23 protein-coding genes and 1 pseudogene are annotated in these 22,620 nt (G+C 71.7%); 12 read left to right on the top strand and 12 right to left on the bottom strand.

Translation table 11 applies throughout. The annotated features are described in order from the left end of the window. The first annotated feature begins 20 nt into the window (after positions 1-20). Together AB0M63_RS17585 and AB0M63_RS17580 are read left to right on the top strand one after the other, a co-directional pair. A complete protein-coding gene (locus tag AB0M63_RS17585; protein ID WP_366019987.1) occupies positions 21-1,775 on the top strand; it encodes a hypothetical protein in 1,755 nt (584 codons plus the stop codon). A gap of 187 nt (positions 1,776-1,962) precedes the next feature. After that, entirely contained in the window at positions 1,963-3,696 is a 1,734-nt protein-coding gene (locus tag AB0M63_RS17580) for an LCP family protein (protein WP_366019986.1), read from the top strand. A gap of 7 nt (positions 3,697-3,703) precedes the next feature. Here AB0M63_RS17580 and AB0M63_RS17575 read toward each other — a convergent pair whose 3' ends face one another. From AB0M63_RS17575 to AB0M63_RS17565, 3 genes are all read right to left on the bottom strand, one after another. Beyond that, the gene (locus tag AB0M63_RS17575; protein WP_366019985.1) at positions 3,704-4,183 is read right to left on the bottom strand and encodes a DUF5990 family protein; all 480 of its coding nucleotides are present in this window, start codon (positions 4,181-4,183) and stop codon (positions 3,704-3,706) included. A 30-nt stretch (positions 4,184-4,213) separates the two neighbouring features. Beyond that, on the bottom strand, positions 4,214-5,110 hold the full coding sequence (locus tag AB0M63_RS17570) for a proline iminopeptidase-family hydrolase (protein ID WP_366019984.1): 897 nt from the start codon (positions 5,108-5,110) through the stop codon (positions 4,214-4,216). Positions 5,111-5,286: 176 nt separating this feature from the next. Further along, positions 5,287-6,138, bottom strand: a complete 852-nt coding sequence (locus AB0M63_RS17565; protein WP_366019983.1) for a PhzF family phenazine biosynthesis protein — start codon at positions 6,136-6,138, stop codon at positions 5,287-5,289. 49 nt (positions 6,139-6,187) lie between these two features. Between AB0M63_RS17565 and AB0M63_RS17560 the strand changes: the two genes are divergently transcribed. The 3 genes and pseudogenes from AB0M63_RS17560 to AB0M63_RS17550 all read left to right on the top strand — a co-directional run bounded on the left by AB0M63_RS17560 (position 6,188) and on the right by AB0M63_RS17550 (position 8,582). Next, entirely contained in the window at positions 6,188-7,231 is a 1,044-nt protein-coding gene (locus AB0M63_RS17560; protein WP_366019982.1) for a permease, read from the top strand. Then, complete coding sequence (locus AB0M63_RS17555) at positions 7,228-7,968, top strand: TIGR03943 family protein (protein WP_355901550.1); 741 nt, start codon at positions 7,228-7,230, stop codon at positions 7,966-7,968. The genes AB0M63_RS17560 and AB0M63_RS17555 overlap by 4 nt, the downstream gene beginning before the upstream one ends. 162 nt (positions 7,969-8,130) lie before the next feature. Continuing rightward, a pseudogene (locus AB0M63_RS17550) lies at positions 8,131-8,582 on the top strand (phospholipase). A gap of 75 nt (positions 8,583-8,657) precedes the next feature. On the opposite strand, the gene AB0M63_RS17545 reads toward AB0M63_RS17550, so the two are convergent. Further along, entirely contained in the window at positions 8,658-9,437 is a 780-nt protein-coding gene (locus AB0M63_RS17545) for a DeoR/GlpR family DNA-binding transcription regulator (protein ID WP_356055619.1), read from the bottom strand. A gap of 124 nt (positions 9,438-9,561) precedes the next feature. On the opposite strand from AB0M63_RS17545, the gene AB0M63_RS17540 reads away from it, so the two are divergent. Both AB0M63_RS17540 and AB0M63_RS17535 read left to right on the top strand, forming a co-directional pair. Beyond that, positions 9,562-10,443: an SIS domain-containing protein gene (locus AB0M63_RS17540; protein ID WP_366019981.1), complete on the top strand. Its 882-nt coding sequence runs from the start codon at positions 9,562-9,564 to the stop codon at positions 10,441-10,443. A 36-nt stretch (positions 10,444-10,479) separates the two neighbouring features. Then, positions 10,480-11,349, top strand: a complete 870-nt coding sequence (locus tag AB0M63_RS17535) for a class II fructose-bisphosphate aldolase (protein ID WP_366019980.1) — start codon at positions 10,480-10,482, stop codon at positions 11,347-11,349. Here AB0M63_RS17535 and AB0M63_RS17530 read toward each other — a convergent pair. Further along, a complete protein-coding gene (locus tag AB0M63_RS17530; protein ID WP_366020372.1) occupies positions 11,339-12,472 on the bottom strand; it encodes a methyltransferase in 1,134 nt (377 codons plus the stop codon). The two genes, AB0M63_RS17535 and AB0M63_RS17530, sit on opposite strands and share 11 nt — an antisense overlap. A gap of 77 nt (positions 12,473-12,549) precedes the next feature. On the opposite strand from AB0M63_RS17530, the gene AB0M63_RS17525 reads away from it, so the two are divergent. The 4 genes from AB0M63_RS17525 (at position 12,550) to AB0M63_RS17510 (ending at position 16,028) form a co-directional block, all read left to right on the top strand. After that, entirely contained in the window at positions 12,550-13,191 is a 642-nt protein-coding gene (locus tag AB0M63_RS17525) for an alpha-ketoglutarate-dependent dioxygenase AlkB (protein WP_366019979.1), read from the top strand. Between the two features lie 48 nt (positions 13,192-13,239). Continuing rightward, the gene (locus tag AB0M63_RS17520; protein WP_366019978.1) at positions 13,240-14,478 is read left to right on the top strand and encodes an ROK family protein; all 1,239 of its coding nucleotides are present in this window, start codon (positions 13,240-13,242) and stop codon (positions 14,476-14,478) included. A 107-nt stretch (positions 14,479-14,585) separates the two neighbouring features. Next, positions 14,586-14,837: a hypothetical protein gene (locus AB0M63_RS17515; RefSeq protein WP_355901543.1), complete on the top strand. Its 252-nt coding sequence runs from the start codon at positions 14,586-14,588 to the stop codon at positions 14,835-14,837. A gap of 9 nt (positions 14,838-14,846) precedes the next feature. Beyond that, positions 14,847-16,028 (top strand): SPFH domain-containing protein, encoded by a 1,182-nt coding sequence (locus AB0M63_RS17510; RefSeq protein ID WP_366019977.1) that lies wholly within the window; start codon positions 14,847-14,849, stop codon positions 16,026-16,028. 43 nt (positions 16,029-16,071) lie between these two features. Here the strand turns inward: AB0M63_RS17510 and ilvY are convergent, their stop codons facing one another. Continuing rightward, the gene (gene ilvY, locus AB0M63_RS17505) at positions 16,072-16,923 is read right to left on the bottom strand and encodes an HTH-type transcriptional activator IlvY (protein WP_355901541.1); all 852 of its coding nucleotides are present in this window, start codon (positions 16,921-16,923) and stop codon (positions 16,072-16,074) included. An 88-nt stretch (positions 16,924-17,011) separates the two neighbouring features. Here ilvY and AB0M63_RS17500 point away from each other — a divergent pair, with 88 nt between their 5' ends. Next, positions 17,012-18,481: a ketol-acid reductoisomerase gene (locus AB0M63_RS17500; RefSeq protein ID WP_366019976.1), complete on the top strand. Its 1,470-nt coding sequence runs from the start codon at positions 17,012-17,014 to the stop codon at positions 18,479-18,481. 15 nt (positions 18,482-18,496) lie between these two features. Here AB0M63_RS17500 and AB0M63_RS17495 read toward each other — a convergent pair whose 3' ends face one another. The 6 genes from AB0M63_RS17495 to AB0M63_RS17470 are packed head-to-tail and all read right to left on the bottom strand — an operon-like array spanning position 18,497 to position 22,614. Continuing rightward, positions 18,497-19,225, bottom strand: a complete 729-nt coding sequence (locus tag AB0M63_RS17495; RefSeq protein ID WP_366019975.1) for a TIGR03943 family protein — start codon at positions 19,223-19,225, stop codon at positions 18,497-18,499. After that, the gene (locus AB0M63_RS17490) at positions 19,222-20,232 is read right to left on the bottom strand and encodes a permease (protein WP_355901538.1); all 1,011 of its coding nucleotides are present in this window, start codon (positions 20,230-20,232) and stop codon (positions 19,222-19,224) included. The genes AB0M63_RS17495 and AB0M63_RS17490 overlap by 4 nt, the downstream gene beginning before the upstream one ends. Before the next feature lie 47 nt (positions 20,233-20,279). Next, on the bottom strand, positions 20,280-20,687 hold the full coding sequence (locus AB0M63_RS17485; protein ID WP_366019974.1) for a tautomerase family protein: 408 nt from the start codon (positions 20,685-20,687) through the stop codon (positions 20,280-20,282). Between the two features lie 21 nt (positions 20,688-20,708). Further along, on the bottom strand, positions 20,709-21,629 hold the full coding sequence (locus tag AB0M63_RS17480) for a phosphotriesterase (RefSeq protein ID WP_366019973.1): 921 nt from the start codon (positions 21,627-21,629) through the stop codon (positions 20,709-20,711). Further along, positions 21,623-22,207 carry a DUF4865 family protein gene (locus AB0M63_RS17475; protein WP_366019972.1) on the bottom strand — a complete coding sequence of 195 codons (585 nt, stop codon included), beginning with the start codon at positions 22,205-22,207 and terminating at the stop codon, positions 21,623-21,625. Before AB0M63_RS17475 ends, AB0M63_RS17480 begins: the two co-directional genes overlap by 7 nt. A gap of 11 nt (positions 22,208-22,218) precedes the next feature. Beyond that, complete coding sequence (locus AB0M63_RS17470) at positions 22,219-22,614, bottom strand: cupin domain-containing protein (RefSeq protein ID WP_366019971.1); 396 nt, start codon at positions 22,612-22,614, stop codon at positions 22,219-22,221. Positions 22,615-22,620 lie beyond the last annotated feature (6 nt).

The following is a 22,620-nucleotide window of genomic DNA, read 5'->3' as shown; positions in this document are numbered from 1 at the left end:
GGAACGAGGGGAAGGACGCCATGGACGACGGTCCCCGTGCCGACGGTGGTCTCCGGCTGAGGCGGCGCCCCGCGCCCTCGACGGCGGGACCGCTCCGGACCCGGCCGCTCACCACCGGGCCCACGGCGCCGCAGCAACTGCACCGGGGGATGACCCTGATCGCCGCGATCAGCCTGTTCATCGGCACCCGCGACGCCTGGACGAGAGCGATCACCTCCCGGCCGCCGGCCGCCGGGATCATCTCGGTCTGCTACGCCGGAATCCTGGTCGCGGGCGTCCTGGCCCTCACCGTGCGCACCCGGCGCACCCTGACCCGGGTGGACGCGGGCGTCCTGCTGCTCGCCGTCGTGCTGGTCCTCTGCGGCTACTGGCTCAACCACGCGGGCACCGACGAGGGCGTGCTCACCGCGCAGGCCGCCCACCAGATCCTGCACGGCCAACCCATCTACGGCCGGCCCTGGCCATGGCTGTTCGACACCCCGTCCGTCGGCATCACCAAGACCATGTCGGGCGGCGCCGACTACACCTACGGCTATCCGCCCCTGACCGCGCTGCTCGCCGCCCCCGTCCACGCCGTCGTCCACTCGACGGCCGCCGCCACCCTCGTGACCACCGGCGCGCTCCTCGCGGGCGCCGTCCTGCTGTGGCTGCTGCTCCCGGCCCCCTGGCGGCCGGGCGCCACCGCCGTCTGTCTCGGCTTCGGCTTCCTGCCCGGCTACGCCTACTCCGGCTACCCCGCCGTCCTCGCCCTCGTCCTCCTCGTCCCCGTCGTGGTCAGGTGGCCCGACACCGGAGCCAGTGGCCGGCTCGGCGGGCCGGGAGTGCTCCAGGCCCTCTGCCTGGGCGCGGCCTGCGCCACCCAGCAACTCGCCTGGTTCCTCACCCCGTTCCTCCTCATCGGCCTCTATGCCGTCCGGCGCGGCGAACTCGGACCCCGGATCGCCCTCGGCGTACTCGCCCGCTACACCGGCACCGCCGCACTGACCTGGGCCGCGATCAACGCCTACTTCGCCACCCAGGACTTCCACACCTGGCTGCACGGACTGCTGCTCCCGATCACCCAGAAGGCGATCCTGCACGGCCAGGGCCTGATGGGGATCTCGTACTACTTCACCGCGGGCAGCAGGCATCTCGACTACTACTCCTACGGCAGCCTCCTGCTCCTGATCGGCCTGCTCGCCGCCACGCTGCTCTTCGTGCGACGGCTCGGCCCGGCGATCACCGTGCTGCCCTGGCTGAGCTTCTACCTCGCCACCCGGTCCCAGGACGGCTACTTCCTGATGATGACCCCGCTGTGGCTCGCGGCGGCCGCCACTGTCTCCGCCGCCGCGCTCGCCACAGCGTGGCAGCCCCGCGTCCCGCGGCTGACCACACGCCCGGCCAAGGCCGTCCTCGCCGCGGGACTGCTGGCTCCCGCCGTCGTGTGCGCGACGATCGCCGCGGCCAGTCCGCCTCCGCTGCGCATGAACGTCACGGCGAGCATCGTGGAGCGCTCCGGGCACCGCGACATCACCCACCTCGTCGCCCGGGTCGTCAACAGGACCGCCACCCGGCTCACCCCCCACTTCGCCAGCCGCCTCGGGCAGGGCGCCTCCGACTGGTGGACCGTCTCCGGCGGCCCGGTGTCCCTGGCCCCGCACGCCTCCGCGACATACGTCGTGAAGCCGCCCGGCGGTGTCCGGCGGGTGCCGGGCGGCTCGCATCCGCGCTTCTACCTCATCGCCGTCACCGGGACGCCGATGACCATCACCACCGCCCGCATTCCGACCAGTTGACCGACCTTGACGCAAAATGAAATCCCGTAAATGAGAAAGTCCTTACAGTGCCCTCATCTGAGATTGTTATATTGCGCAACCACGCAAGCGAGACGGGAACCCCCTCTCGCCCGACCCGACACGGCCGCGCGCCCCAGGCCGCAGCACCGACGGCCTGAACGGCCCGACCGTTTTGTGGGAGTGCCAGATGACCGACCTCGGGGACGGCCCCGTGGGACATGCCACGCGCAGTCGCACACGAGGGGTGCCCAGGCCGCGCACAGGTGATGCCGAGGAGCCGCTGCCCACCGGCGGCCGGGCCGCCGCGCGTGCCGCGGCCCGCCACGCGCCGCGCGGCGGATCCCGCGCGGCCGGACGCGCCGCCTCCCGCCGCCGGGCCAAGCAGACCCCGCGCGGCAAGCGGGTGTTGAAGATCACCGCGATATCCCTGTCGGTGCTGATCATGGTGACCGCGGGCGCCGGCTGGTGGTTCTACGAGCACCTGAACGGCAACATCAACAGCGTCTCGATCGACGACGGAGCGGGCGGCAAGGAGAAGGCCGACGCCTTCGGCCGTACGCCGATCAACCTCCTGGTGATGGGCAGCGACGCCCGCACCAGCGCGACCGACTGCAAGCTCGGCGGCGGCTGCTCGACCACCGGTGTGCAGACCGGGAACGGCAACGCGGACGTGGAGATGGTGGTGCACATCTCGGCGGACCGTTCCAACGCCACCGTGATGAGCATCCCCCGCGACACCATGACCCAGGTCCCCGCCTGCTCGGACCCGAAGAGCAAAGAGTCGACGCCCGGCTACTACGGCCAGATCAACAGCGCGCTGCAGTACGGGCAGGAGTGCCAGGTCAAGACCGTGCACGCGCTGACCGGCATCACCATCGACCACTTCGTGCAGATGGACTTCTCCGGCGTGGTGAAGATGTCCGACGCGGTTGGCGGCGTCTCGGTGTGCGTCGACGCCGACGTCTACGACACCTACTCGCACCTGAAACTCGCCAAGGGCACCCACACCCTCAAGGGCAACGCGGCGCTCGAATTCGTCCGCTCCCGGCACGGCTTCGGCGACGGCAGCGACCTCGGCCGTACCGTCTCACAGCACCTCTTCCTCAGCGCGATGATCCGCAAGTTCAAGAGCGCCGGCACCCTCACCAACCCCACGGCCGTCTACAACCTGGCCGACGCCGCCACCAAGGCGCTCACCGTGGACACCGGCCTCGGCACCGTCAAGAAGCTCATCGGGCTCGCCGCCGACCTCGACAAGGTCCCGACGAAGCGCATGACGTTCACCACGATGCAGACCGGTGCCGACCCGGCGAACGCCAACCGGGTCGTGCCCGCCGCCGCGGCGAAGAGCCTGTTCGCGACCATCGCCAACGACCAGTCGCTGACCAGCTCGTCGGGCAAGAAGTCCTCGGCGGCCACCGCGACGGCCACGGCCGCCGCCGTACCCGCCGCGCAGATCGCCGTCACGGTGGAGAACGGCACCAGCATCAGCGGCCGCGCCTCCACCGTCGCCACCTCCCTGATAGACGGGGGCTTCAGCTCCGGCACCACCACCGGCAACGCCTCGGTCAGCGCGACCACGACCACGCTCACCTACGGCACCGGCCAGAAGGCCGAGGCCCAGACCGTGGCCAAGGCGATCGGCCTCGCCTCCTCGCACCTCAAGCAGGGCACCGGCACCGGCCTGACCCTGGTGATCGGCACGGACTGGCCCAGCGGCACGACGTACCCGGGCGCCAGCTCGTCCCCGGCCCCCGCCGACACCAAGGCTGCCACGTCCAACGCCCAGGCCTCGACCGCCGACCAGTCGAAGTCCTGTGCCAAGGTCAGCCCCTACAAGACGGTCAGCCTCAACGGCGTCGCGATGACCCCGACCCAGGCCTACCGCGCGGCGACCAACAAGAAGGACTCGGCCTCCTGACGGACGGCTACGGCTGCGGCAGTACGACGCTCTCGGCGGTCCAGGTGATGTGCGGGGGATCCACCCGCGCGCACAGGGGACCGCCGCGTGCGTCGGTCAGCCCGAGCCGGCCGACCAGCAGGCCGTCGCGCGCGGCGGCGGCCAGGACGTCGGCCGGCACCGAGTCGAGCATGAGTTTGGCGCGCCGGAACATCGTGAAGACACCGGCCTCGTCGACCGTGCCCCAGGACAGATAGACGAACCGCAGGCCCATCCGGTGCTGCACATAAGGGCCCTCGACCACGATGCCGTCCGGGGTGACCTCCGTCGTGCACTCCAGCGTCCAGGTCGCGGACGCGCCGTCCCCCGGCTGCGGATCGAGCAGTTCGGCCGGCCGGTCCTTGCGCTGCACGGCGACATGGATGTTGTCGTACGTCGGGACGGGCTTGTCGGCGGGTGCGGGGCAGCTGCGGCCGGGCAGGTCGACGGCGTCGATACGGAGGTGCATGGGGGCCATCATGCCGGGCCCGCCCGGGGATCAGTCGGTGGAGTCGAGGAAGCTGCCCACGACCCGGAGGTAGAGCTCCTCCTCCTCGACGTGCGGCATGTGGCTGGAGTGCTCGAACATGTGCCAGCGCACGTCGGGGACGTGGTCGGCGAACGGGCGCAGCGTCTCGGGGGTCGCCTCGTCGTACCGTCCGGACACCAGCAGGGTCGGTGCCTCGATCAGATGCAGCCGGTCGATCACGGACCAGTCCTTGAGTGTGCCGACGACATGGAACTCGTTCGGCCCGTTCATCGTGTGGTACACGGTCGGGTCGGCCGCGATGTTGTCCCAAGTCGCCTGCACCTCAGGCGGGTTGGGGGTCAGACGGCACACGTGGCGCTCGTTGAAGACCTGCTCGGCGGCGACGTAGTCGGGGTGGTCGGTGGTTCCGGCGGCCTCGTGAGTGAGCAGGGTGCGCTGTACCTCGGGCGGGAGCTGGCCGCGCAGTTCGGCCGCCCCCGCGAGCCACAGCTCCATGGACGCGGGGGAGTTGGCGATGACCAGACCGCGCAGCCCGGTCGGTCGGCGTACGGCGTGCTCGGCGGCGAGCATGCCGCCCCAGGACTGGCCGAGGAGGTGGTAGGCGTCGGCGATGCCCAACTCCTTGAGGAGCTGATCGAGTTCGTCGAGGAAGAGCTGGACGGTCCAGAAGTCGGCGCCCCTGTCCCGCAGATGGGTGGAGCGCCCGGTGCCGAGCTGGTCGTAGTGCACCACGGGCCGTCCCTGCTCGGCGATGCCCGCGATGCTGAGCGTGTAGTCGTGGCCCGCGCCGGGTCCGCCGTGCAGCACGACCAGGGGCGTCCGGCCGGCCTCACCGGTGATCCGGTACCAGGTGGAACAGCCGTTGAAGTCGACCGTGCCGGTGCGATGCGGCTCGGGAATCGCCACGCGAGGCCTCCCAGACGGACCGGACGCGAGCCGGCCGGGGGTTGGAGCGGAAAAGGGTGCGACGGATCGCTGTGATGGTGATCGAGCGAAAGGCCGCCGCACAAGACCTTTTGGCGGGGCCGGGCCAAGACGTAACGGCGAGTTCACGTGGCCCGCCCGCGTTCACAGAACCGGCATCAACGCGTCTCGACGGCGAACTCCCGCACGGCACCGTCGACTTCCGCCACACCGCCCAGCCGCGGCACGGGCCGCGCGCTCGCGGTGATCGTGGCCGGGCTGCCCAGGGAGTCGCCCATGTCGACGGCGATCTCGGTGACGCCCCGGGCGGCCAGGTCGGCGGCGAGACACGCGGTGCTGTTGGCGTTCGCGATGTCCTCCGGGACGCCGATCGACGGCGCGAACATCCGCGCCGTGATCCCGCCGGAGCGCGTCGGTACCGAGTACACGTAGCAGCCGAGGAGTCCGAGCCGGTCGCAGGCCGCGCGGAGCCCTTCGAAGTCCGGGGCGAGCGCGGCGAGCGCCGCGCGCGACACCACCGGGACCAGCAGGCGTGCCCGTCCGATCGAGGCCACGCGAGCACCGGGGGCGAGTGTGTCCGGGGTGATGCCCAGCGGGGGCAGGACGAGTGCGGTCTCGTCCGCGCTCGGCTCCCGCGTCTCGACGGGACCCGGCTCGAAGCCGGCACGGAACCGCGTCCCCTCCCGTACGGCACGGCCGGCGAACGAACGCCCCCCGGCCCGCAGGGTGCCCCGGTACTCCGGGCCTCCGGCGCGCGCCGCGAGGAAGGCCAGGGCGGCGACCGTACCGTGGCCGCACGCGGGGAGTTCGCCCTCGGCGGTGAAGAAGCGGAGCGAGACCTCGGACCCGCGCACGGCGACGAACGCGGCGTGCGAGGTCCCCGCGAGGACCGGCACCCGGCATCGCTCGTCGTCGCTCAGCGGCATCTCGTCCAGCACGGCCGTGGGGCTCCCGCCGGAGCCTTCACGCAGACACGCGCGGACGATGGTGACGGACAGTCGGCTGATCACACGAGAACCGTACTATGTTCTGTCGCACCATCAGACATTCGGAGCAAATATGCAAAAAACGGATGAGCTGCTTGATGTGACGGAGCGGGCGGCCCAGGAAACCGTCCACCCACCCGAGCCACGGCGCCGCACCCTTCGCAGACCCCCGCCCGCGACAGCGCTCGCCCTTGCGCTCGGTCTGGCGGCGGCCGTTCTCCTGCTCTCGGGCACGCCATGGCTGAACGGCCCCGCCGTCGCGGCCTGGCGCACCGTCTGCCTGGCCATCACCGTGCAGGCGCTGCCCTTCCTCCTCCTGGGCACCGCCCTGTCCGGGGCCATCAACGCCTTCGTGCCCGCCGACCTGTTCACCAAGGTGCTGCCCAAGCACCCCGCGCTCGCCGTCCCGGTCGCGGGCGTCGCGGGAGCCGTCCTGCCCGGCTGCGAATGCGCGTCCGTGCCGGTCGCCAACAGCCTGATCCGCCGGGGCGTCACCCCGGCCGCCGCCTTCGCGTTCCTGCTCTCGGCGCCCGCGATCAACCCGATCGTGCTGACCGCCACCGCCGTCGCCTTCCCGGCCAGCCCCGCCATGGTGCTGGCCCGGCTCATCGCCTCGCTCGCCACCGCGGCCGCCATGGGCTGGCTGTGGCTCTGGCTCGGCCGCGAGGAGTGGCTGCGCCCGGTCGTCCGGCACACCGGACACCGGTCGGGACACAGCCGCCTCACGGAGTTCCGGCTCGGCTTCCAGCACGACTTCCTGCACGCCGGCGGCTTCCTCGTGCTCGGCGCCATGGCCGCGGCCACCTTCAACGTGACCGTCCCGCGCTCCGTCCTCGACACCTTCTCCGGCTCGCCCTGGCTGTCTGTGCTGTTCCTGGCCGCGCTCGCCGTCGTCCTCGCGGTCTGCTCGGAGGCCGACGCGTTCGTAGCCGCCTCGCTCACAGGCTTCTCGCCCACAGCCCGGCTGGCATTCATGGTGGTCGGCCCCATGGTGGACCTCAAACTGATCGCCCTTCAGGCGGGCACCTTCGGCCGGGCGTTCGCGATGCGTTTCTCCACCGCGACCACCGTCGTGGCCGTGGCCGCCAGTGTCCTGATCGGAGGCGCCCTGCTGTGAAGCGCACCGCACAAGTACTGCTCCTGGTCCTGACCGGCCTGGGCCTCCTGCACACCGCCCTCTTCACCGACCTCTACCTGCGCTACGTCAAGGAAGGCCTGCGCCCGCTGCTGATCGTCTCCGGCGTCCTCCTCCTGCTGCTGGGCCTGACCCACGCGGCACTCGACCGCGACTCGGCCGACGAGACGGAACACGACCACGGCCATGACCACGGCCACGACCATTCCTCCGCACCCCGCATCGCCTGGCTGCTCTTCCTCCCCGCGCTCAGCCTCCTCCTCTACGCCCCACCCGCCCTCGGCGCCTACACGGCAGCGCACGCCGGCAGCGAGACCGTCAAACAGCAGAAGCGCTTCGCCGCACTGCCCGCCACCTCACCCCTGCCGATGACCCTCACGGACTTCACCACCCGCGTGCAGCAGGACAGGGAGTTGGCCATCAAGGGCCGCACCGTCCAGATGACCGGCTTCGCGACACCGGACCGGCTCGGCGACGGCTGGAACCTGACCCGCATCATCTTCACCTGCTGCGCGGCCGACGCCCAGACGGTCAAGGTCCGGATGTACGGCACCCCGGCCCCGCCCGCCAACACCTGGCTGGCCGTCACCGGAACCTGGCACACCCAGGGCACACTCGGCACCAGGACCGCGGCGGCGGCCCTCGACGTCCACGGCACCCGGCGCATCGCCCAACCCGTCAACGCCTTCACGGACGACCTGCCGCTCACACCATCCTGACCCGGGGCAAAGGGCGGCTGGATGCCACGCCCAATTCACCCCGCACATACGAGAGTTAACGGGACATTGGGGCTCATGCGGTGTGAAGGCACGGTCGACGCGTAAATCATCTTGTCATGAACCTGCGATCCGACGGGCGGATCGCGGTCATGGAGGTGTTGGATGCACCGCAGACTCGCCACCGCTGTCTCCGCCTCGACTCTGGCCCTGGTAGCCGTCGTCGCCACCGCGACCGCCGCCACCGCCGTCCCCGCCGACAAGCCCCAGGTCCTGTCGGACTGGACCCAGACCAGCGCGTCCAGCTACAACCAGTGGGCCGCCGCGCGCGCCAACCAATCCGCCTGGTCCGCCTACGAGTTCGACTGGTCCACCGACTACTGCTCCGACTCGCCCGACAACCCTTCGGCTTCCCCTTCGCCACGTCCTGCGCCCGCCACGACTTCGGCTACCGCAACTACAAGGCCGCCGGAGCCTTCGACGCCAACAAGTCGCGCCTCGACAGCGCCTTCTACGAGGACCTCAAGCGCGTCTGCGCCGCCTACACCGGCGCCACCGCGACCGCCTGCAACAGCACGGCGTGGACGTACTACCAAGCCGTGAAGGTCTTCGGCTGACATACCGTCAACTGCTCGGACAGCGCGGGACGTCGACCCTCGGCGTCCCGCAACCCCCGCTTCGGGAAGCCCGGTTCACACCGCGACGACCCGCACCCCCGCCTCCTCGAACCGCCGCACCACATCCGGCCCCACCGCCGTGTCCGTCACCAGCGTGTTCACCGACTCGGCCGCGCAGATCCGGGCGAACGCCCGCTGGCCGAGCTTGCTGGAGTCGGCCGCGACGACCACCCGCTCGGCGCGCTCGCACAGCAGCCGGTTGACGGCGGCCTCCGCCTCGTCGTGGGCCGCCGCGCCGTGCGTCACGTCGAAGGCGACCACGCCGAGCACCGCCACATCGACGGTGATCTGCGAGAGCACCCCGTCCGCGAGCGGCCCGACGAGTTCGTACGACTGCGGGCGCGCGACCCCGCCGGTCAGCACGATCTTGAACTGGGGCCGTACGGCAAGCTCATTGGCGATGTTGAGCGCGTTGGTCACGATGGTCAGTGCCGGGGACCCGGACGTGAGGTCGCTGCGGACCGCCAGGGCGCGGGCCACCTCCGTGGTCGTCGTACCGCCCGTCAGGCCCACCGCCTCGCCCGGCGCGACGAGTTCCGCGACCGCCTTGGCGATGCGCTGCTTCTCGGAGGCGTGCCGGGCGGTCTTGTAGCGCAGGGGTAGTTCGTACGACACCCCGTGGACCACCGCGCCGCCCCGGGTGCGTACCAGCATCTGCTGCTCGGCGAGTTGGTCGAAGTCGCGGCGGATCGTCGCGGCCGACACCGCGAGGTCGGCCGCCGCCTCCTCGACGTCGAGCCGGCCCCGCTCGACGAGCAGGTCCAGCAGCGCCTTCCAGCGGGCGTCGCGCGACATCCGCACTCTCCGTTCCTCGATTCTCCGGCGACCCTAGCGCACACCACCCTCGGCGAATTGCTTGATTGTGCTCGAAAGCTCGCTATATCTTGCAAGAACAAGCATCAACGGGGAGGGGTACGGCATGACCTATGTCGAGGACGAGCTGAACAGCCAGCCCGAGTGCTGGACACGCGCCGCGGCGGAGGCGGCGGGACACGCGCGGCTGCTGCCGACGGCGGGGGAGCGGGTCGCGATCGTCGGCTGCGGCACCTCGTACTTCATGGCCCAGGCGATCGCCGCGCTGCGCGAGGGCGCAGGCCAGGGTGAGACCGACGCCTTCGCCGCCTCCGAGTTCCCGCGCGGCCGCTCGTACGACCGTGTCCTCGCCCTCACCCGCTCCGGCACCACCACCGAAGTGCTGGGGCTCCTGGGGGAGTTGAAGGGGCGCACCCGCACCACCGCGATCACCGCCGACCCGCACACGCCCGTCATGACGGCCGCCGACGAGATCGTCGTGCTCGACTTCGCCGACGAACGATCCGTCGTGCAGACCCGGTTCGCGACCACCGCGGTCACCCTGCTCCGCGCCCACCTCGGACTGCACACCGACGCGGTCGTCGCGGACGCCCGCTCCGCGCTCACCGCCGAACTGCCCCAACAGCTCGTCGCCTGCACGCAGTTCACCTTCCTCGGCCGCGGCTGGACCGTCGGTCTCGCCAACGAGGCCGGGCTCAAGATGCGCGAGGCCTCACTGTCCTGGACCGAGGCCTACCCGGCGATGGAGTATCGACACGGCCCGATCAGCATCACCACCCACGGCACCGCCACCTGGATGCTCGGCGACGCACCCGAGGGACTCGCCCAACAGGTGCGTGCCACCGGCGGGTTGTGGATCGACGGCGGCCTCGACCCGCTCGCCGAACTCGTCCGCGCCCAGCGCCTCGCGGTCGCCGTCGCCGCCCACCGCGACCTCGACCCCGACCGCCCGCGCCACCTCACCCGCTCGGTGATCCTCGCCCCCTGAACTCCGGTACCCGGAACGACAGGAAAGGACCCGGCCGTGCCCCTCGTCACCACCGGCGAACTCGTCACCCGCGCCGCCACCGCCCGCTCCGCCGTCGCCGCCTTCAACATCATCACGCTGGAACACATCGAGGCCGTCATCGCCGGCGCCGAGTCCGCCGAAGCACCCGTCGTCCTCCAAGTCAGCGAGAACGCCGTCAAGTTCCGCTACGGCCGCCTCCTCCCGCTCGCCCGCGCGGCCGTCGCCGCCGCCGAACGGGCCACCGTACCCGTCGCGTTGCACCTCGACCACGTCCAGAGCGACGACCTGCTCCGACAGGCATCCGGCGCCGGCTTCAGCTCCGTCATGTACGACGCGGCCCGCCTGCCGTACGCCGAGAACCTCGCCGCGACCCGCACCGCCGCGGACTGGGCGCACGCCCAAGGGCTGTGGATCGAGGCCGAGTTGGGAGAGGTCGGCGGCAAGAACGGCGAGCCGCCGCTCGACGCCCACGCACCCGGCGCCCGCACCGACCCCGCCCGGGCCCGCGCCTTCGTCGCCGACTCCGGCATCGACGCCCTCGCCGTCGCCATCGGCAGCTCCCACGCCATGACGACCCGTACCGCCACCCTCGACCACGACCTCCTCAAGCGGCTCACCGCCGCCCTGGACATCCCGCTCGTCCTGCACGGCTCCTCAGGAGTCCCCGACGACGAACTGACCGCGGCCGTCGCCGGCGGCATCACCAAGGTCAACGTGGGTACGGCCCTCAACCTCGCGATGACGGGCGCGATCCGCGCCTTCCTCGCCGAGCATCCCGAGGCGGTCGACTCCCGCACGTACCTGAGCGTGGGGCGCGAGGCGATGGCCGGGGCGGTGACCCGGATCATCGGCGTGCTCGCCGGACGTGGCCCTACTACCGCTTGACGGCCTTCAGCACCACGAACTTGGCGTCGCTGGCGACCAGTCGGCTGTTGCCGAACAACCGCTTCAGCTTCACGTGGTAGGCGAGATGCCGGTTGCCGACCACGTACAGCTCGCCGCCCTGCCGCAGCGCGCGCCGCGCGTCGGTGAACATCCGCCAGGCCGTCGCGTCGGTCGTCGCCTGGTGGGAGTGGAACGGGGGATTGTTCAGCACGAGGTCGACGCTGTCGGCCGGCACCCCGGCCAGCCCGTCCCCGACCCTGAACTCGGCATGCCCCGGAACGCCGTTCGCCTTGTACGTCGCCTCGGCGGAGGCGACGGCCTGGAACGACTCGTCCACGAACAGGACTTCGGCCTCCGGATCGGCCAGCGACACCGCCGTACCGACGACTCCGTTGCCGCATCCGAGGTCGACGACCCGGCCGAGGCCACGGCTGTCGGGCAGGTGCTGGAGGAAGAAACGGGTGCCGATGTCGAGGCGCTCGGCACAGAACACCCCCGCGTGGTTGACCACGGTCCGCCCCGAGACGACGCCGATGCCCTCGGGCAGGGCGTAGCTGTGCGGCCAGGGGTTGGCGGCGCGGGCCGCCGACTGCCGTGGCGCGCACTGGATCAGGCGGGCCTTCTTCTCGGCAAGCGAGGTCCGGGTCGGACCCAGGATCCGCTCGAACAGCTTCAGCGTCGAGGTGTGGATCTCCTTCACCATGCCGGTGCCGACCACGACCGTGCCGGCGTGCACCGCGGGCGCCAGCCGCAGCAGTTGGTCCTCCAGGAGCGCGAGACTCTTGGGCACCCGCACCAGCAGGACGTCCACGCGTTCGGGCGGCGGATCCTGGGTGGTGAGCAGCCGTACGGAGTCCGCGGCGACCTCGTTCCGCGCGAGGTTCGCCCGCGTCGCCTCCTGGGTGAGGAACGAGTCCGTGATCTGCACCGGGCCGTGCTCCGCGAGCGCCGTGGCCAGCGCGCCCCAGCGGTCGCCCACGATCACGACCGTGCCGGACAGCGGGGTTTCCTGCTCTGCCAGGTGCCGCAGAAGGTATTCGTCGGAGGCGTCCCAGGCGCGCAGCCGGTCGCGCGGGTCCTCGGGGAAGCGGGCCAGGGCGCGCTCGCCCCACGGAGTCGTCATTCGGTCGGTACGGTCGTCCATCGTGCGCCAAGGCTAACCGAGTCCCAGCTCATGGCCCGTCGAGGCAGGATGGGGATATGGACGCCGAGCTGTTTCCGAGGGCCCGTAAGGAGATCGCGCCGGGCGCGGTGCACCTGCCGGACTGGCTCGACCCGGACCGCCAGCGCGAGCTGCTGACGGCCTGCCGGGAGTGGGCCCGGCCGCCCGCCGGACTGCGCACGGTCCGCACACCCGGCGGCGGCACGATGACCGCCCGGCAGGTCTGCCTGGGCTGGCACTGGTACCCGTACGCCTACTCCCGCACGGTCACCGACGGCGACGGCACCCCGGTGAAGCCGTTCCCGGACTGGCTGGACGAACTGGGGCAGCGGGCGGTCACCGACGCACTCGGGGCGCCGACGGCGTCGTACGACATCGCACTGATCAATTTCTACGACGGCGACGCCCGCATGGGCATGCACCGCGACAGCGACGAGAAGTCCGATGCGCCGGTCGTCTCGCTCAGCCTCGGCGACACCTGCGTCTTCCGCTTCGGCAACACCGGGACCCGCACCAAGCCGTACACGGACGTCGAGTTGAGAAGCGGCGACCTGTTCGTGTTCGGCGGGCCCTCGCGGCTGGCCTACCACGGGGTGCCGAGGGTCCACGAGGGCACGGCGCCGGTGGAGTTGGGGCTGACGGGGCGGTTGAACGTCACGCTCAGGGTGAGCGGGTTCTAGCCCGCGCCCTTGGTGGCCCCGCCTGCGGATCATGGGAGACTCGCCCTCATGAGCGGCAAGGCGGACCCCCGGCCGGCGGGGGAAGGGACCACCTCAAGGGCGCGGCTGGACCGGGGGCGCGGTGCGCTCGGGCCCGCGCTGGAGCTCGTGCACACCGGGCGGGCGCCCACCCGGGCCGTCCTGACCGCCGAGCTGGGGGTGACCCGGGCCACGGCCGGCGCGGTCGCCGCCGAGCTGGAGGCGCTGGGGCTGATCCGGGTCGACGCCCGGCCCGGCGCCGCGGCCGGTTCGCAGGGGCGGCCCTCGCACCGGCTCGCGCTCGCCGAGGACGGCCCCGTCGTCCTCGCCGCCCAGGTGCACGCCGACGGTTTCCGGGCCGCGCTGGTCGGGCTCGGTGGGCAGCTCGTGGCGACCGCGCCCGGCTGCGAGACCGTGGACGCCGACCCGGCGAAGGTGTTGGTCTCGGTCGTCGAGGCCGGTACCGAGCTGCTGCGGGACACCGGCCGGCGCTGTGTCGGCGCCGGGCTCGCCGTGCCCTCCGCCGTCGCCGAACCCGACGGACTGGCTCTGAACCCCCTGCACCTGGCCTGGCCCGCAGGCGCGCCGGTGCGCCGGATCTTCGCCGAGTGCGTGCGCGCGGCCGGCATCACCGGTCCCGCGTTCGCGGGCAACGACGTCAACCTCGCCGCGCTCGCCGAACACCGGCACGGCGCGGGGCGGGGCGCCCGCGACCTGCTGTGCGTGGCGACCGGGCACCGGGGTGTCGGCGGTGCGCTCGTCCTCGACGGGCGTCTGCACACGGGGAGTTCGGGCCTGGCGCTCGAAGTCGGACACCTCACCGTCAACCCCGAGGGCCGCCCCTGCTACTGCGGCAGCCGAGGCTGCCTGGACGTCGAGGCCGACCCGCTCGCCTTCCTCGTCGCCGCCGGCCGCGAGCCCGGCCCCGAGGTGTCCCTGCTCCAGCAGTCCAACGACCTGATCCGTCACCACTACGACGACCCGTCCGTCCGCGAGGCCGTGGAAGCCCTTGTCGACCGCCTCGGGCTGGGGCTCGCCGGGCTGGTGAACATCCTCAACCCCGACCGGATCATCCTCGGTGGACTCCACCGCACCCTCCTCGACGCCGCCCCCGAGCGGCTGCGCGCGGTCGTCGCCGACCGCAGCCTCTGGGGCCAGAGCGGAGGGGTGCCGATCCTCGCCTGCACCCTCGACCACAACAGCCTGGTCGGCGCAGCCGAGTTGGCGTGGCAGCCGGTCCTCGACGATCCGCTCGCGGCCCTGTCCTGACCGCGCGGACAGCCCGCGACAGAAGGAATCGACGAGCCCGTTGGGAGCCGGGGCAGAGTAGGTCTATCGTCGGAAACCTAAGGCCAGAGGATGGAGGGCGGCCGGTGATGCCGCAGGATGAGCCCGTGATCGGATGCACGGGGCAGGTGATCATCGGAACCCGCGGAAGCGCGGGCCCCGGCGAGGTCCTGGTGCGCGTCCGGGGTGGCTCCGAGACCTTCCTCGCCTGGTCGGACGATCCCCTGCCCACGGGGGCGACCGTGCTCGTGATCGAGTCGCGTGGGGGTCGTGAGGTCCACGTCATCGAATGGGTGGATCCATTGGACGCGCTGGGCGGGGACTCCGCCGGCGCAGAGTGAGGAGTACCAATGTTCGGTTACCGCGTTCCCGCTCCCGACGAGGCGATGCTGATCTCGGGTGGCAGGCGGGGACTGGGGGGCGCGCCGTTCCGAGTCGTGACGGGGCACGGAAAGTTCGTGCTCCCGGTCTTCCGCAAGACCCGTTTCCTCACCCTGGCGATGTGCGAGGCAGAGGTCACCGAGACCTGCGTGACCCGGCAGGGCATCGCCCTGAACGTCCGCGCCGTGATCGCCTTCAAGGTCGGCAACGACACCGAGAGCATCATCAACGCGGGCCAGCGCTTCCTGTCCGACCAGGACCAGATGTCGGTGCTGACCGGCCGCATCTTCGCCGGTCACCTGCGCGCCATCATCGGCTCGATGACCGTCGAGGAGATCGTCACCGAGCGGCAGAAGCTCGCCGCCGAGGTGCTGGACACCTCGAAGATCGAGATGGCGAAGATCGGCCTCATCGTCGACTCGCTGCAGATCCAGTCGATCGACGACGGCGCCACCGGCTACATCGACGCGATGTCCGCCCCGCACAAGGCGGCCATCCAGCGCCAGGCCCAGATCGCCCAGGCACAGGCCACCCAAGCCTCGGCCGAGGCGGAACAGGTGGCGGCCCGCAACCAGGCCGAGTACGCCCGGCAGACCGCCGTCGTCAAGGCGGAGTACTCCGCCGAGGTGGACCGCGCCCAGGCACAGGCCGCCCAGGCCGGACCGCTCGCGCAGGCCCACGCCCAGCAGGAGGTGCTGGCCGCGCAGACCGAACTGGCCCAGCGCCAGGCCGAGTTGCGCCAGCAGCAGCTCGTCGCCGAGATCGTCAAGCCCGCCGAGGCCGAGGCCCAGCGGATCAAGCTGCTCGCCATCGCCGAGGCCGACCGCATGAAGATCCAGGCCGAGGCGGCGGCCTCCTACGACCGGGTCGCACTCGACCGGATGCTGATCGACCAGCTCCCGCAGATCGTCAAGGAAGCGGCGGGCGGCCTCGCCGGAGCCAACGTCAACGTCCTCAACGGCGCGGACGGCCTCGGCGAGATCGCCGCCGGCCTGGTGTCCCAGGGGCTCACGATCCTGGACTCCGTCCGCGGCAACCTGAGCGGCTCGGACAACGACGGCCGCCACCCCGGCGAAGAGGTCAAGAACCTGCTCCAGCTCCAGGCCAAGAAGGACGACAAGAAGGACGACGGCCCGGTGAACCTGGACTGACCACCCGTTCGCCGGTGGTTCTACGGCGGTCCCACGGCCGGTCCTACGGTGCCGTGAGGCTCCACAGGGCCGCCACCAAGGGGCGGCGCAGATCCGCCCGCCGTACGCACAGCCCGATCGGGAACGGCTCCGGGGGCGGGTCCGCAGGGACCACCGTCAGCCGTTCCCGTACGGCGCTGCACTCCAGCACCAGCCGGGGCACCACCCCCGTCCCGCAGCCCAGCGCGACCAGGGTCAACAGGCCTTCGTGGCCGTCCGGTTCAGCGGCTACGTCCGGGGCCGTGCCCCGGGATCGGAACCAGCGGTCGGCCGCCTCCCGGACCAGGCCCCGGTGCGGGAGGACGAACGGGCCGTCGAGAGCGGGGTCGGGGCGGTCGCGTGCGGTGACGAGGACCAGGTCGGTCACCGCGACCGTCCGGCTCACCAGGGGCTCCGGCAGCCGCGCCGGGATGCCCGCGACCGCGACGTCCACCTCGCCCTCGTCGAGCCGGGCCAGCGCCGCCGCCGCGTCGCCCGTGCGCAGATCGAGCCGTACCTGTGGGTGCGCGGCCCGGAAGGGCGCCAACAGGTCGGGCAGCAAGGCCTGGCAGGCGGTCACCGTGGCGAACAGGCCCAGACGGCCGGTGAGTTCGGCCGGGTCGGGGTGCTCCTCGCGGTAGGCGCGCCACAACTCCAGTGCCTGGACCGCGTATTCACGGAAGCGATGCCCCTCCGCCGTCAGGGACACCCCGCGCGCACCGCGGTCGAACAGCCGGTGTCCGAGGTCGGCCTCCAGCCGCTGCACGGTCCGCGTGAGCGTCGCCGGACTGACATGACAGTCGAGACTCGTCCGCCCGAAGTTCAGCGTCTGCGCCAGATGCAGGAAGAGCCGTAGCTCCCGGTGATCGTCCCGCATGCCGTGACCTGGCCCTTTCGTTTCACGCAATAGCCCGCTGCACATGTTGCGCTTGCCGCAACACTCGCCCGCAGCCTACAACTCGACCATGACCTCGACCACGCACACCTCCGCCGTCTTCACCCTCGAAACGATGGACGTGCCCGGCGGCACGGAGACCATCCTGCGCGGCGGCCGCCACCTCTTCCCGCTGCTCCCGCAGGCCTTCGCCGGCATCCGCCGCATCGGCGTCATCGGCTGGGGCCCACAGGGCCGCGCCCAGGCCCGCAACCTGCGCGACTCCCTCTCCGGTACGGACATCCGGGTGAGCGTCGGCCTGCGCCCCGGCTCGGCCTCCGCCACCGACGCCCGCGCCCACGGCTTCACCGAGGCGGACGGCACCCTCGGCGACTGGCTCGCCGTCACCGCCGACAGCGACCTCGTGATCCTGCTCATCGCGGACGCCGCCCTCGCCGCCCACCACGAGCAGATCTTCGCCGCCCTCAAGCCCGGCGCCACCATCGGCCTCTCCCACGGTTTCCTCCTCGGCCATCTCCGCGAGAACGGGGGCGAGTTCCCGCCCGGGCACGCCGTCATCGCCGTCTGCCCCAAGGGCATGGGCGACTCCGTGCGCCGCCTCTACGAACAGGGCGCTGAGATCAACGGCGCGGGCATCAACAGCAGTTACGCCGTCCACGCCGACCCCGACGGCCGGGCCACGGACCGCGCGCTGGGCTGGTCGGTCGCGCTCGGCTCGCCGTACACCTTCCGCACCACCCTGGAGAGCGAGTACCGCTCCGACATCGTCGGCGAACGCGCCATCCTGCTCGGCGCCGTCCACGGCATCGTCGAGAGCCTCTACACGCGCTACCGCCTGAGCGGCGACGACCCGGTGACCGCGTACGAGCGCTCCTGCGAGAACGTCACCGGACCCGTCGCCCGCACCATCTCGCGCGCCGGACTCCGCGCCGTCCGCGAGAACTTGGACCCGGCCGGCCGGGAGGTCTTCGACCGCGCGTACTCGGCGACCTACGGCCCCGCCCGCGAGATCGTCGCCGAGATCTACGACGAGGTCGCCGACGGCACCGAACTGCGCAGCGTCGTCCTCGCCGAACGGCGGCTCGGGACACGGGAGATGAGCCGGATCGGCGGCTCTCCGATGTGGGCCGCGGGGGCGGAGGTGCGGGCGCGCCGGGCCGAACGGGCCCTGCCCGTCGAGCCGTTCACGGCAGGCGTGTTCGCGGCGACGATGACCGCCCAGGTCGACGAGTTCGCCGAACGCGGCCACCCCTGGTCGGAGATCGTCAACGAGTCCGTCATCGAGGCGGTCGACTCCCTGCTGCCCTACATGCACGCCCGCGATGTGGCGTACATGGTCGACAACTGCTCCCGCACGGCCCGCCTGGGCGCCCGCCGTTGGGGACCCCGTTTCCAGGCGGCCTACGAACAGATCGCCTACCCGGCCGCCGAACTGCCCGCCGACGAAGCCCTGTTGACGGCCTTCGACGGTCACCCCATGCACGAGGCGCTGGCCGCCGCGGCGAAGCTACGGCCGTCCGTGGACATCTCGGTGGTCTAGCCCTGGCCGGTCAGGTCAGCGCGAGGCCGGGAACGGCAGGGCGTCCTGGTAGGCGTTGACCGGCTTGGCGACCTTCTCGACGGTGACGCCGTCGAGCGCGGCCATGGCGGACTTGGTGCCCAGGGTTCCGCCCGCGTGCCAGGTCCCGGTGATCGTCACCCAGGTGTTGGCGGCCAGGGCCGGGATGCCGTAGACCCGCACCTTGATGGACTGGGCGTCCGCCGCGCAGCACGAGATCATGATCCGCGTCAGGTCCCAGTACGTGCCGGCTTTGTCGGGCGTGACGAAGCCGGTCATCTGGAGGGTGTGGCCCTTGATGGACCCCTTGCGGTCCTGCTGCACGCGGGTGGTGAAGTCGGTGAGGGTCATCGGCAGCGGCGAGGTCGCGGGCAGCGGATCGAAGGAGTCCTGCTGGGCGACGGCCTTGGGAGCGGCACGGGAGGCGGTGTAGGCGCCGAGGGCGGGTGGGGCGTAGAAGAGGAGGCTGAGCGCGGGGAGGAAGAGCAGCCAGGCGACGCGGGGCACCTTGGAGTGGTTGTGGCCGGCGTGCTCCTCGTCCGCGTCCGGTCTCCGCCGTGACCACGCCTCCGCGATGCCGAGCAGGATCAGCAGGAACCCCGAGACGACGAGCATCGGGCGCATGCTCGGCTTGACGTAGCGCAGGCACAGGTCGGTGAAGAGCGAGGCGTGCAGCAGGCCCAGGCCGCTGAGGACGAGCAGGGTCACCTGGAGGGGGCGTCTCACAGCAGTACGGCTCCGATCAGCGCGCTGGACAGGACCGCGACGACCGTCGTGGCGGCGGAGAAGCGGGCCGCGAAGGCCCGGCCGAAGGTGCCCGCCTGGAGGGCGATCAGCTTCAGGTCCACCATGGGGCCCACCACCATGAAAGCCAGCCTGGCAGTGGGCGAGAAACCTGTGAGTGAGGACGCCACGAACGCGTCGGCCTCCGAGCAGACCGCGAGGATGATCGCGAGCGCGGCCAGGAAGAGCACGGACAACCAGGGCGAACCGGCGAAGGTGTCGAGCACGGAACGCGGCACCGCGACATTGAAGGTCGCCGCTGCCATCGCCCCGATGACGAGGAACCCGCCCGCGTGCAGGAAGTCGTGCTGGAAGCCGGTCCGGAACTCCGTCCAGCGGCTGTGCCCCGGCTGATGCCCGGCATGCCGTACGGCCGGCCGCAGCCACTCCTCACGCCCCAGCCAGAGCCACAGCCAGCCCATCACGACGGCCGTGGCCAGCGAGGCGAGCAGCCGGGCCAGCACCATGACCGGGCTGGCGGGGAAGGCGATCGCGGTGGCCGTGAGGACGACCGGGTTGATCGCGGGCGCCGAGAGCAGGAACGCGAACGCGGCGGCCGGGGTGACCCCGCGCCCGATCAGACTGTTCGCCACCGGCACCGACGCGCACTCACAGCCCGGCAGCACCACTCCCGCGACCCCGGCGACGGGGACGGCGAACGCGGCCCGCCTGGGCAGGACCTTCGTGAACACCCGTGCCGGAACGAAGGCGTTGATCGCTCCCGACAGCGCCGTACCCAGCAACAGGAAGGGCAGAGCCTGCGTGGTGATGGCCAGACACACGGTCCGCCACGCCTGCACGGCCGGCGCGTCCAGCCACCGCCCGACGGAGAAGAGCAGCAGACCGGGAACGACAGCGGCCGCCAACAGCAGAAGCGGCCAGGACCGGGGCCACCCGGCCGCAGCGACCTCCGCCTCCGCCGCTCTGGGCGGTTCCACTGTCGTCTGCACACCAGCTCCACATGTTCGATGTTCGCGTCGAACATAGCGGGCGCCCGTCAGCCGTCGACGACCGGCTCCGCCGAGGGGGCGTACTGCGCGACGCCGTCGCCGAGCGACCAGTCGACCGACGCGTTCTCGGTCACGGTGACGAACACGTTCCGCGGCTCGGTCCCCGCGTACGCGTGCGCGAGTTCCGCGATCCGCCGGTACAGCGCCCGCTTGCGGTCGGGGCCGCGCCCGGAGCGCATCGTGATCGCGACGAACACGATGCCGTCGTCACGGCGTACACCGAGGTAGTCGCCGTACCGGATGGTGCTGTGGGTGCCGTCGTGACCGACCAGGACCTGGAACCGGTCGTCGTCCGGAATCCCGATCGTCTCCACCAGGGCGTCGTGCACGGCACGGCCGAGCGCGTCGAGCCGTGCGGAGTCGGCGTGCAGCGCGTCTATGCGTACGAAGGGCATGCCGGTTCTTCTCCCGTGTTCTCAGGGCCAGTTGACGGCGAACGCCCGCGCGGGGTTCTCCGTGAAGATGCGCCTCACCACTTCCTCGCCCAGTTCCAGCGCGAGCCGTGGCCCGACCCGGCGCAGCAGATACGGCATGCCCGGGCCGCCGTCCACCGAGCGGGCGCCGGCGACCACCGTGTCGCCGCCCAGCAGGAGGCGGTCGGCGAAACCGGACTCGGCGAGGGCCCGGACGCCGTCCGGCATCCGCCAGTCCGTGGCGTGGTTGGCGCGGGACGGGCCGTCGAAGGCCAGGTAGGCGCCCGTTCCGGCGGCCTGGCGCTGCACCACGGGGTCGGGGGAGCGGTTGAGGTGACCGAGGATCACCCGATGCGGTTCGACGCCCAACTCCCCGCACAGCAGGTCGAGTACGTCGAGCGCGCCCGTGCCCAGCTCCAGGTGCACAGCGATGGGAGCACCCGTCGCACGGTGGGCCTCGGCCGCCGCGATCATCGTCCAACGGGCGTGCGCGTCAAGGCCGTGGAAGCCGCCCGCGACCTTGATGAACCCGGCGCGGACACCCGACGGCCCGATGCCCTCCGTCAGCTCCGCGACGAACAACTCGGCCAGCCTGCCGCGCAGCCCCTCGATCAACTCGGGGCTGTAGTGGGCCGCTTGGTGCAACCCGGTCGCGCACACCACCCGCACCCCCGTCGCCCGCGACAGCACGGGCAGATCGGCCACCCGGCGCCCCATCCCGTACGGCGTCCACTGCACGACGCTGTCCCCGCCGACGGAACGGAACGCGGCCAGCTCGGCCCGCGCGGCGGAGGCGTCGCCCAACTCCTGGCCGGGAAGCCGAGGGCTACGGAGGAAGAGGTGATCGTGTGCGTCGCACACGCCCAGCTCCCCTGGCGCAACATCCCCCAACACCGTACGGACGGCGGCGACTTCACTCACCACTGCCGGCCGCGCGGCAACTCGCGCCGACCCGGCGCCGAGAGATGCAGCACCTGGAACACGTCCCCCTCCGCCTTCGGCGTCTCGTGCTCCCAGAGCGAGAAGTGGGCCAGCTCCCAGCCGTGCGGGTCGACGGCCGCCGCCGCGAGCACCGCGCCGTCCTCCCCGGCCAGCCGCCGGGTCTCGTTCACCGCGTCCGCCATCACCGCGGCCAGCTCCACCCCCTCCGGTATCCGTCGGCGGTTGCGCACCGCGACGGCGGCGGGGGAACCCGCGGCACTGCCCTCCTCGTAGGAGAGGCCCGTCCACCGCAGCACCTGGGGCCGCCCGAAGTCGTCGGCGAGCCCCTGGAAGGCGCTTCCCCAGAGGAAGCGGTTCATGCCCTCCACCGTGTTCCACAGGTAGAACGGGGCGTACTGGTTGACCGGCGAGCCATGCACTCCGCGCTCGCGCAGCAGAAACGACTTGAAGCCGAGGCCGTCCCAGTCGTCGAGCAGATGCCCGATCCGCGCGACCCGGCCCCGGATGATTCCCGTGTCGTAGTCGGCGGGCAGGGTGAGTTCGTACTGCATGGCGAACATCAAGTGCCTCCTCAGGCGGGGTAGTCCGCAGGGTCGACGTGCTCGTGCCATTCGGCGGTCGTGCCGTCCTCGGCGGCCTCGACGACCGCGAGATGTGTCATGAACGTGCGCGGTGCGGCGCCGTGCCAGTGCCACTCGCCCGGTTCGATCCACACGGTGTCGCCCGCGCGGATCGGCTCGACGGCGCCGCCCTTGCGCTGCACCAGCCCCTCGCCCTCAAGGACGTGCAGCACCTGGCCGTGCGGGTGGGTGTGCCACGCGGTGTGCGCGCCGGGCGCGAAGTGCACGCTGAACATCCGGATCCGGGACGGCGGCCCGGGCGCCGCGATCTCGTCGAGCCACACCGTGCCGGTGAAGTTCTCCGCCGGGCCCTGCCGTGTGTCGCGGTGCTTCCTGGTGATCTGCACGTACGT

Origin of the sequence: Streptomyces sp. NPDC051576 (assembly GCF_040681835.1) — a bacterium.
Classification (GTDB): Bacteria; Actinomycetota; Actinomycetes; order Streptomycetales; family Streptomycetaceae; genus Streptomyces.
The sequence above is the reverse complement of the archived record's forward strand: the minus strand, read 5'-3'. Positions and strand labels throughout refer to the sequence as shown.

Coding starts and splice junctions, on each gene's coding strand:
- AB0M63_RS17585 (WP_366019987.1), top strand. CDS start 21: ATGGACGACGGTCCCCGTGCCGACGGTGGTCTCCGGCTGAGGCGGCGC.
- AB0M63_RS17580 (WP_366019986.1), top strand. CDS start 1,963: ATGACCGACCTCGGGGACGGCCCCGTGGGACATGCCACGCGCAGTCGC.
- AB0M63_RS17575 (WP_366019985.1), bottom strand. CDS start 4,183: ATGCACCTCCGTATCGACGCCGTCGACCTGCCCGGCCGCAGCTGCCCC.
- AB0M63_RS17560 (WP_366019982.1), top strand. CDS start 6,188: ATGCAAAAAACGGATGAGCTGCTTGATGTGACGGAGCGGGCGGCCCAG.
- AB0M63_RS17545 (WP_356055619.1), bottom strand. CDS start 9,437: ATGTCGCGCGACGCCCGCTGGAAGGCGCTGCTGGACCTGCTCGTCGAG.
- AB0M63_RS17540 (WP_366019981.1), top strand. CDS start 9,562: ATGACCTATGTCGAGGACGAGCTGAACAGCCAGCCCGAGTGCTGGACA.
- AB0M63_RS17530 (WP_366020372.1), bottom strand. CDS start 12,472: ATGACGACTCCGTGGGGCGAGCGCGCCCTGGCCCGCTTCCCCGAGGAC.
- AB0M63_RS17525 (WP_366019979.1), top strand. CDS start 12,550: ATGGACGCCGAGCTGTTTCCGAGGGCCCGTAAGGAGATCGCGCCGGGC.
- AB0M63_RS17520 (WP_366019978.1), top strand. CDS start 13,240: ATGAGCGGCAAGGCGGACCCCCGGCCGGCGGGGGAAGGGACCACCTCA.
- AB0M63_RS17515 (WP_355901543.1), top strand. CDS start 14,586: ATGCCGCAGGATGAGCCCGTGATCGGATGCACGGGGCAGGTGATCATC.
- AB0M63_RS17510 (WP_366019977.1), top strand. CDS start 14,847: ATGTTCGGTTACCGCGTTCCCGCTCCCGACGAGGCGATGCTGATCTCG.
- ilvY (WP_355901541.1), bottom strand. CDS start 16,923: ATGCGGGACGATCACCGGGAGCTACGGCTCTTCCTGCATCTGGCGCAG.
- AB0M63_RS17500 (WP_366019976.1), top strand. CDS start 17,012: ATGACCTCGACCACGCACACCTCCGCCGTCTTCACCCTCGAAACGATG.
- AB0M63_RS17485 (WP_366019974.1), bottom strand. CDS start 20,687: ATGCCCTTCGTACGCATAGACGCGCTGCACGCCGACTCCGCACGGCTC.
- AB0M63_RS17475 (WP_366019972.1), bottom strand. CDS start 22,207: ATGTTCGCCATGCAGTACGAACTCACCCTGCCCGCCGACTACGACACG.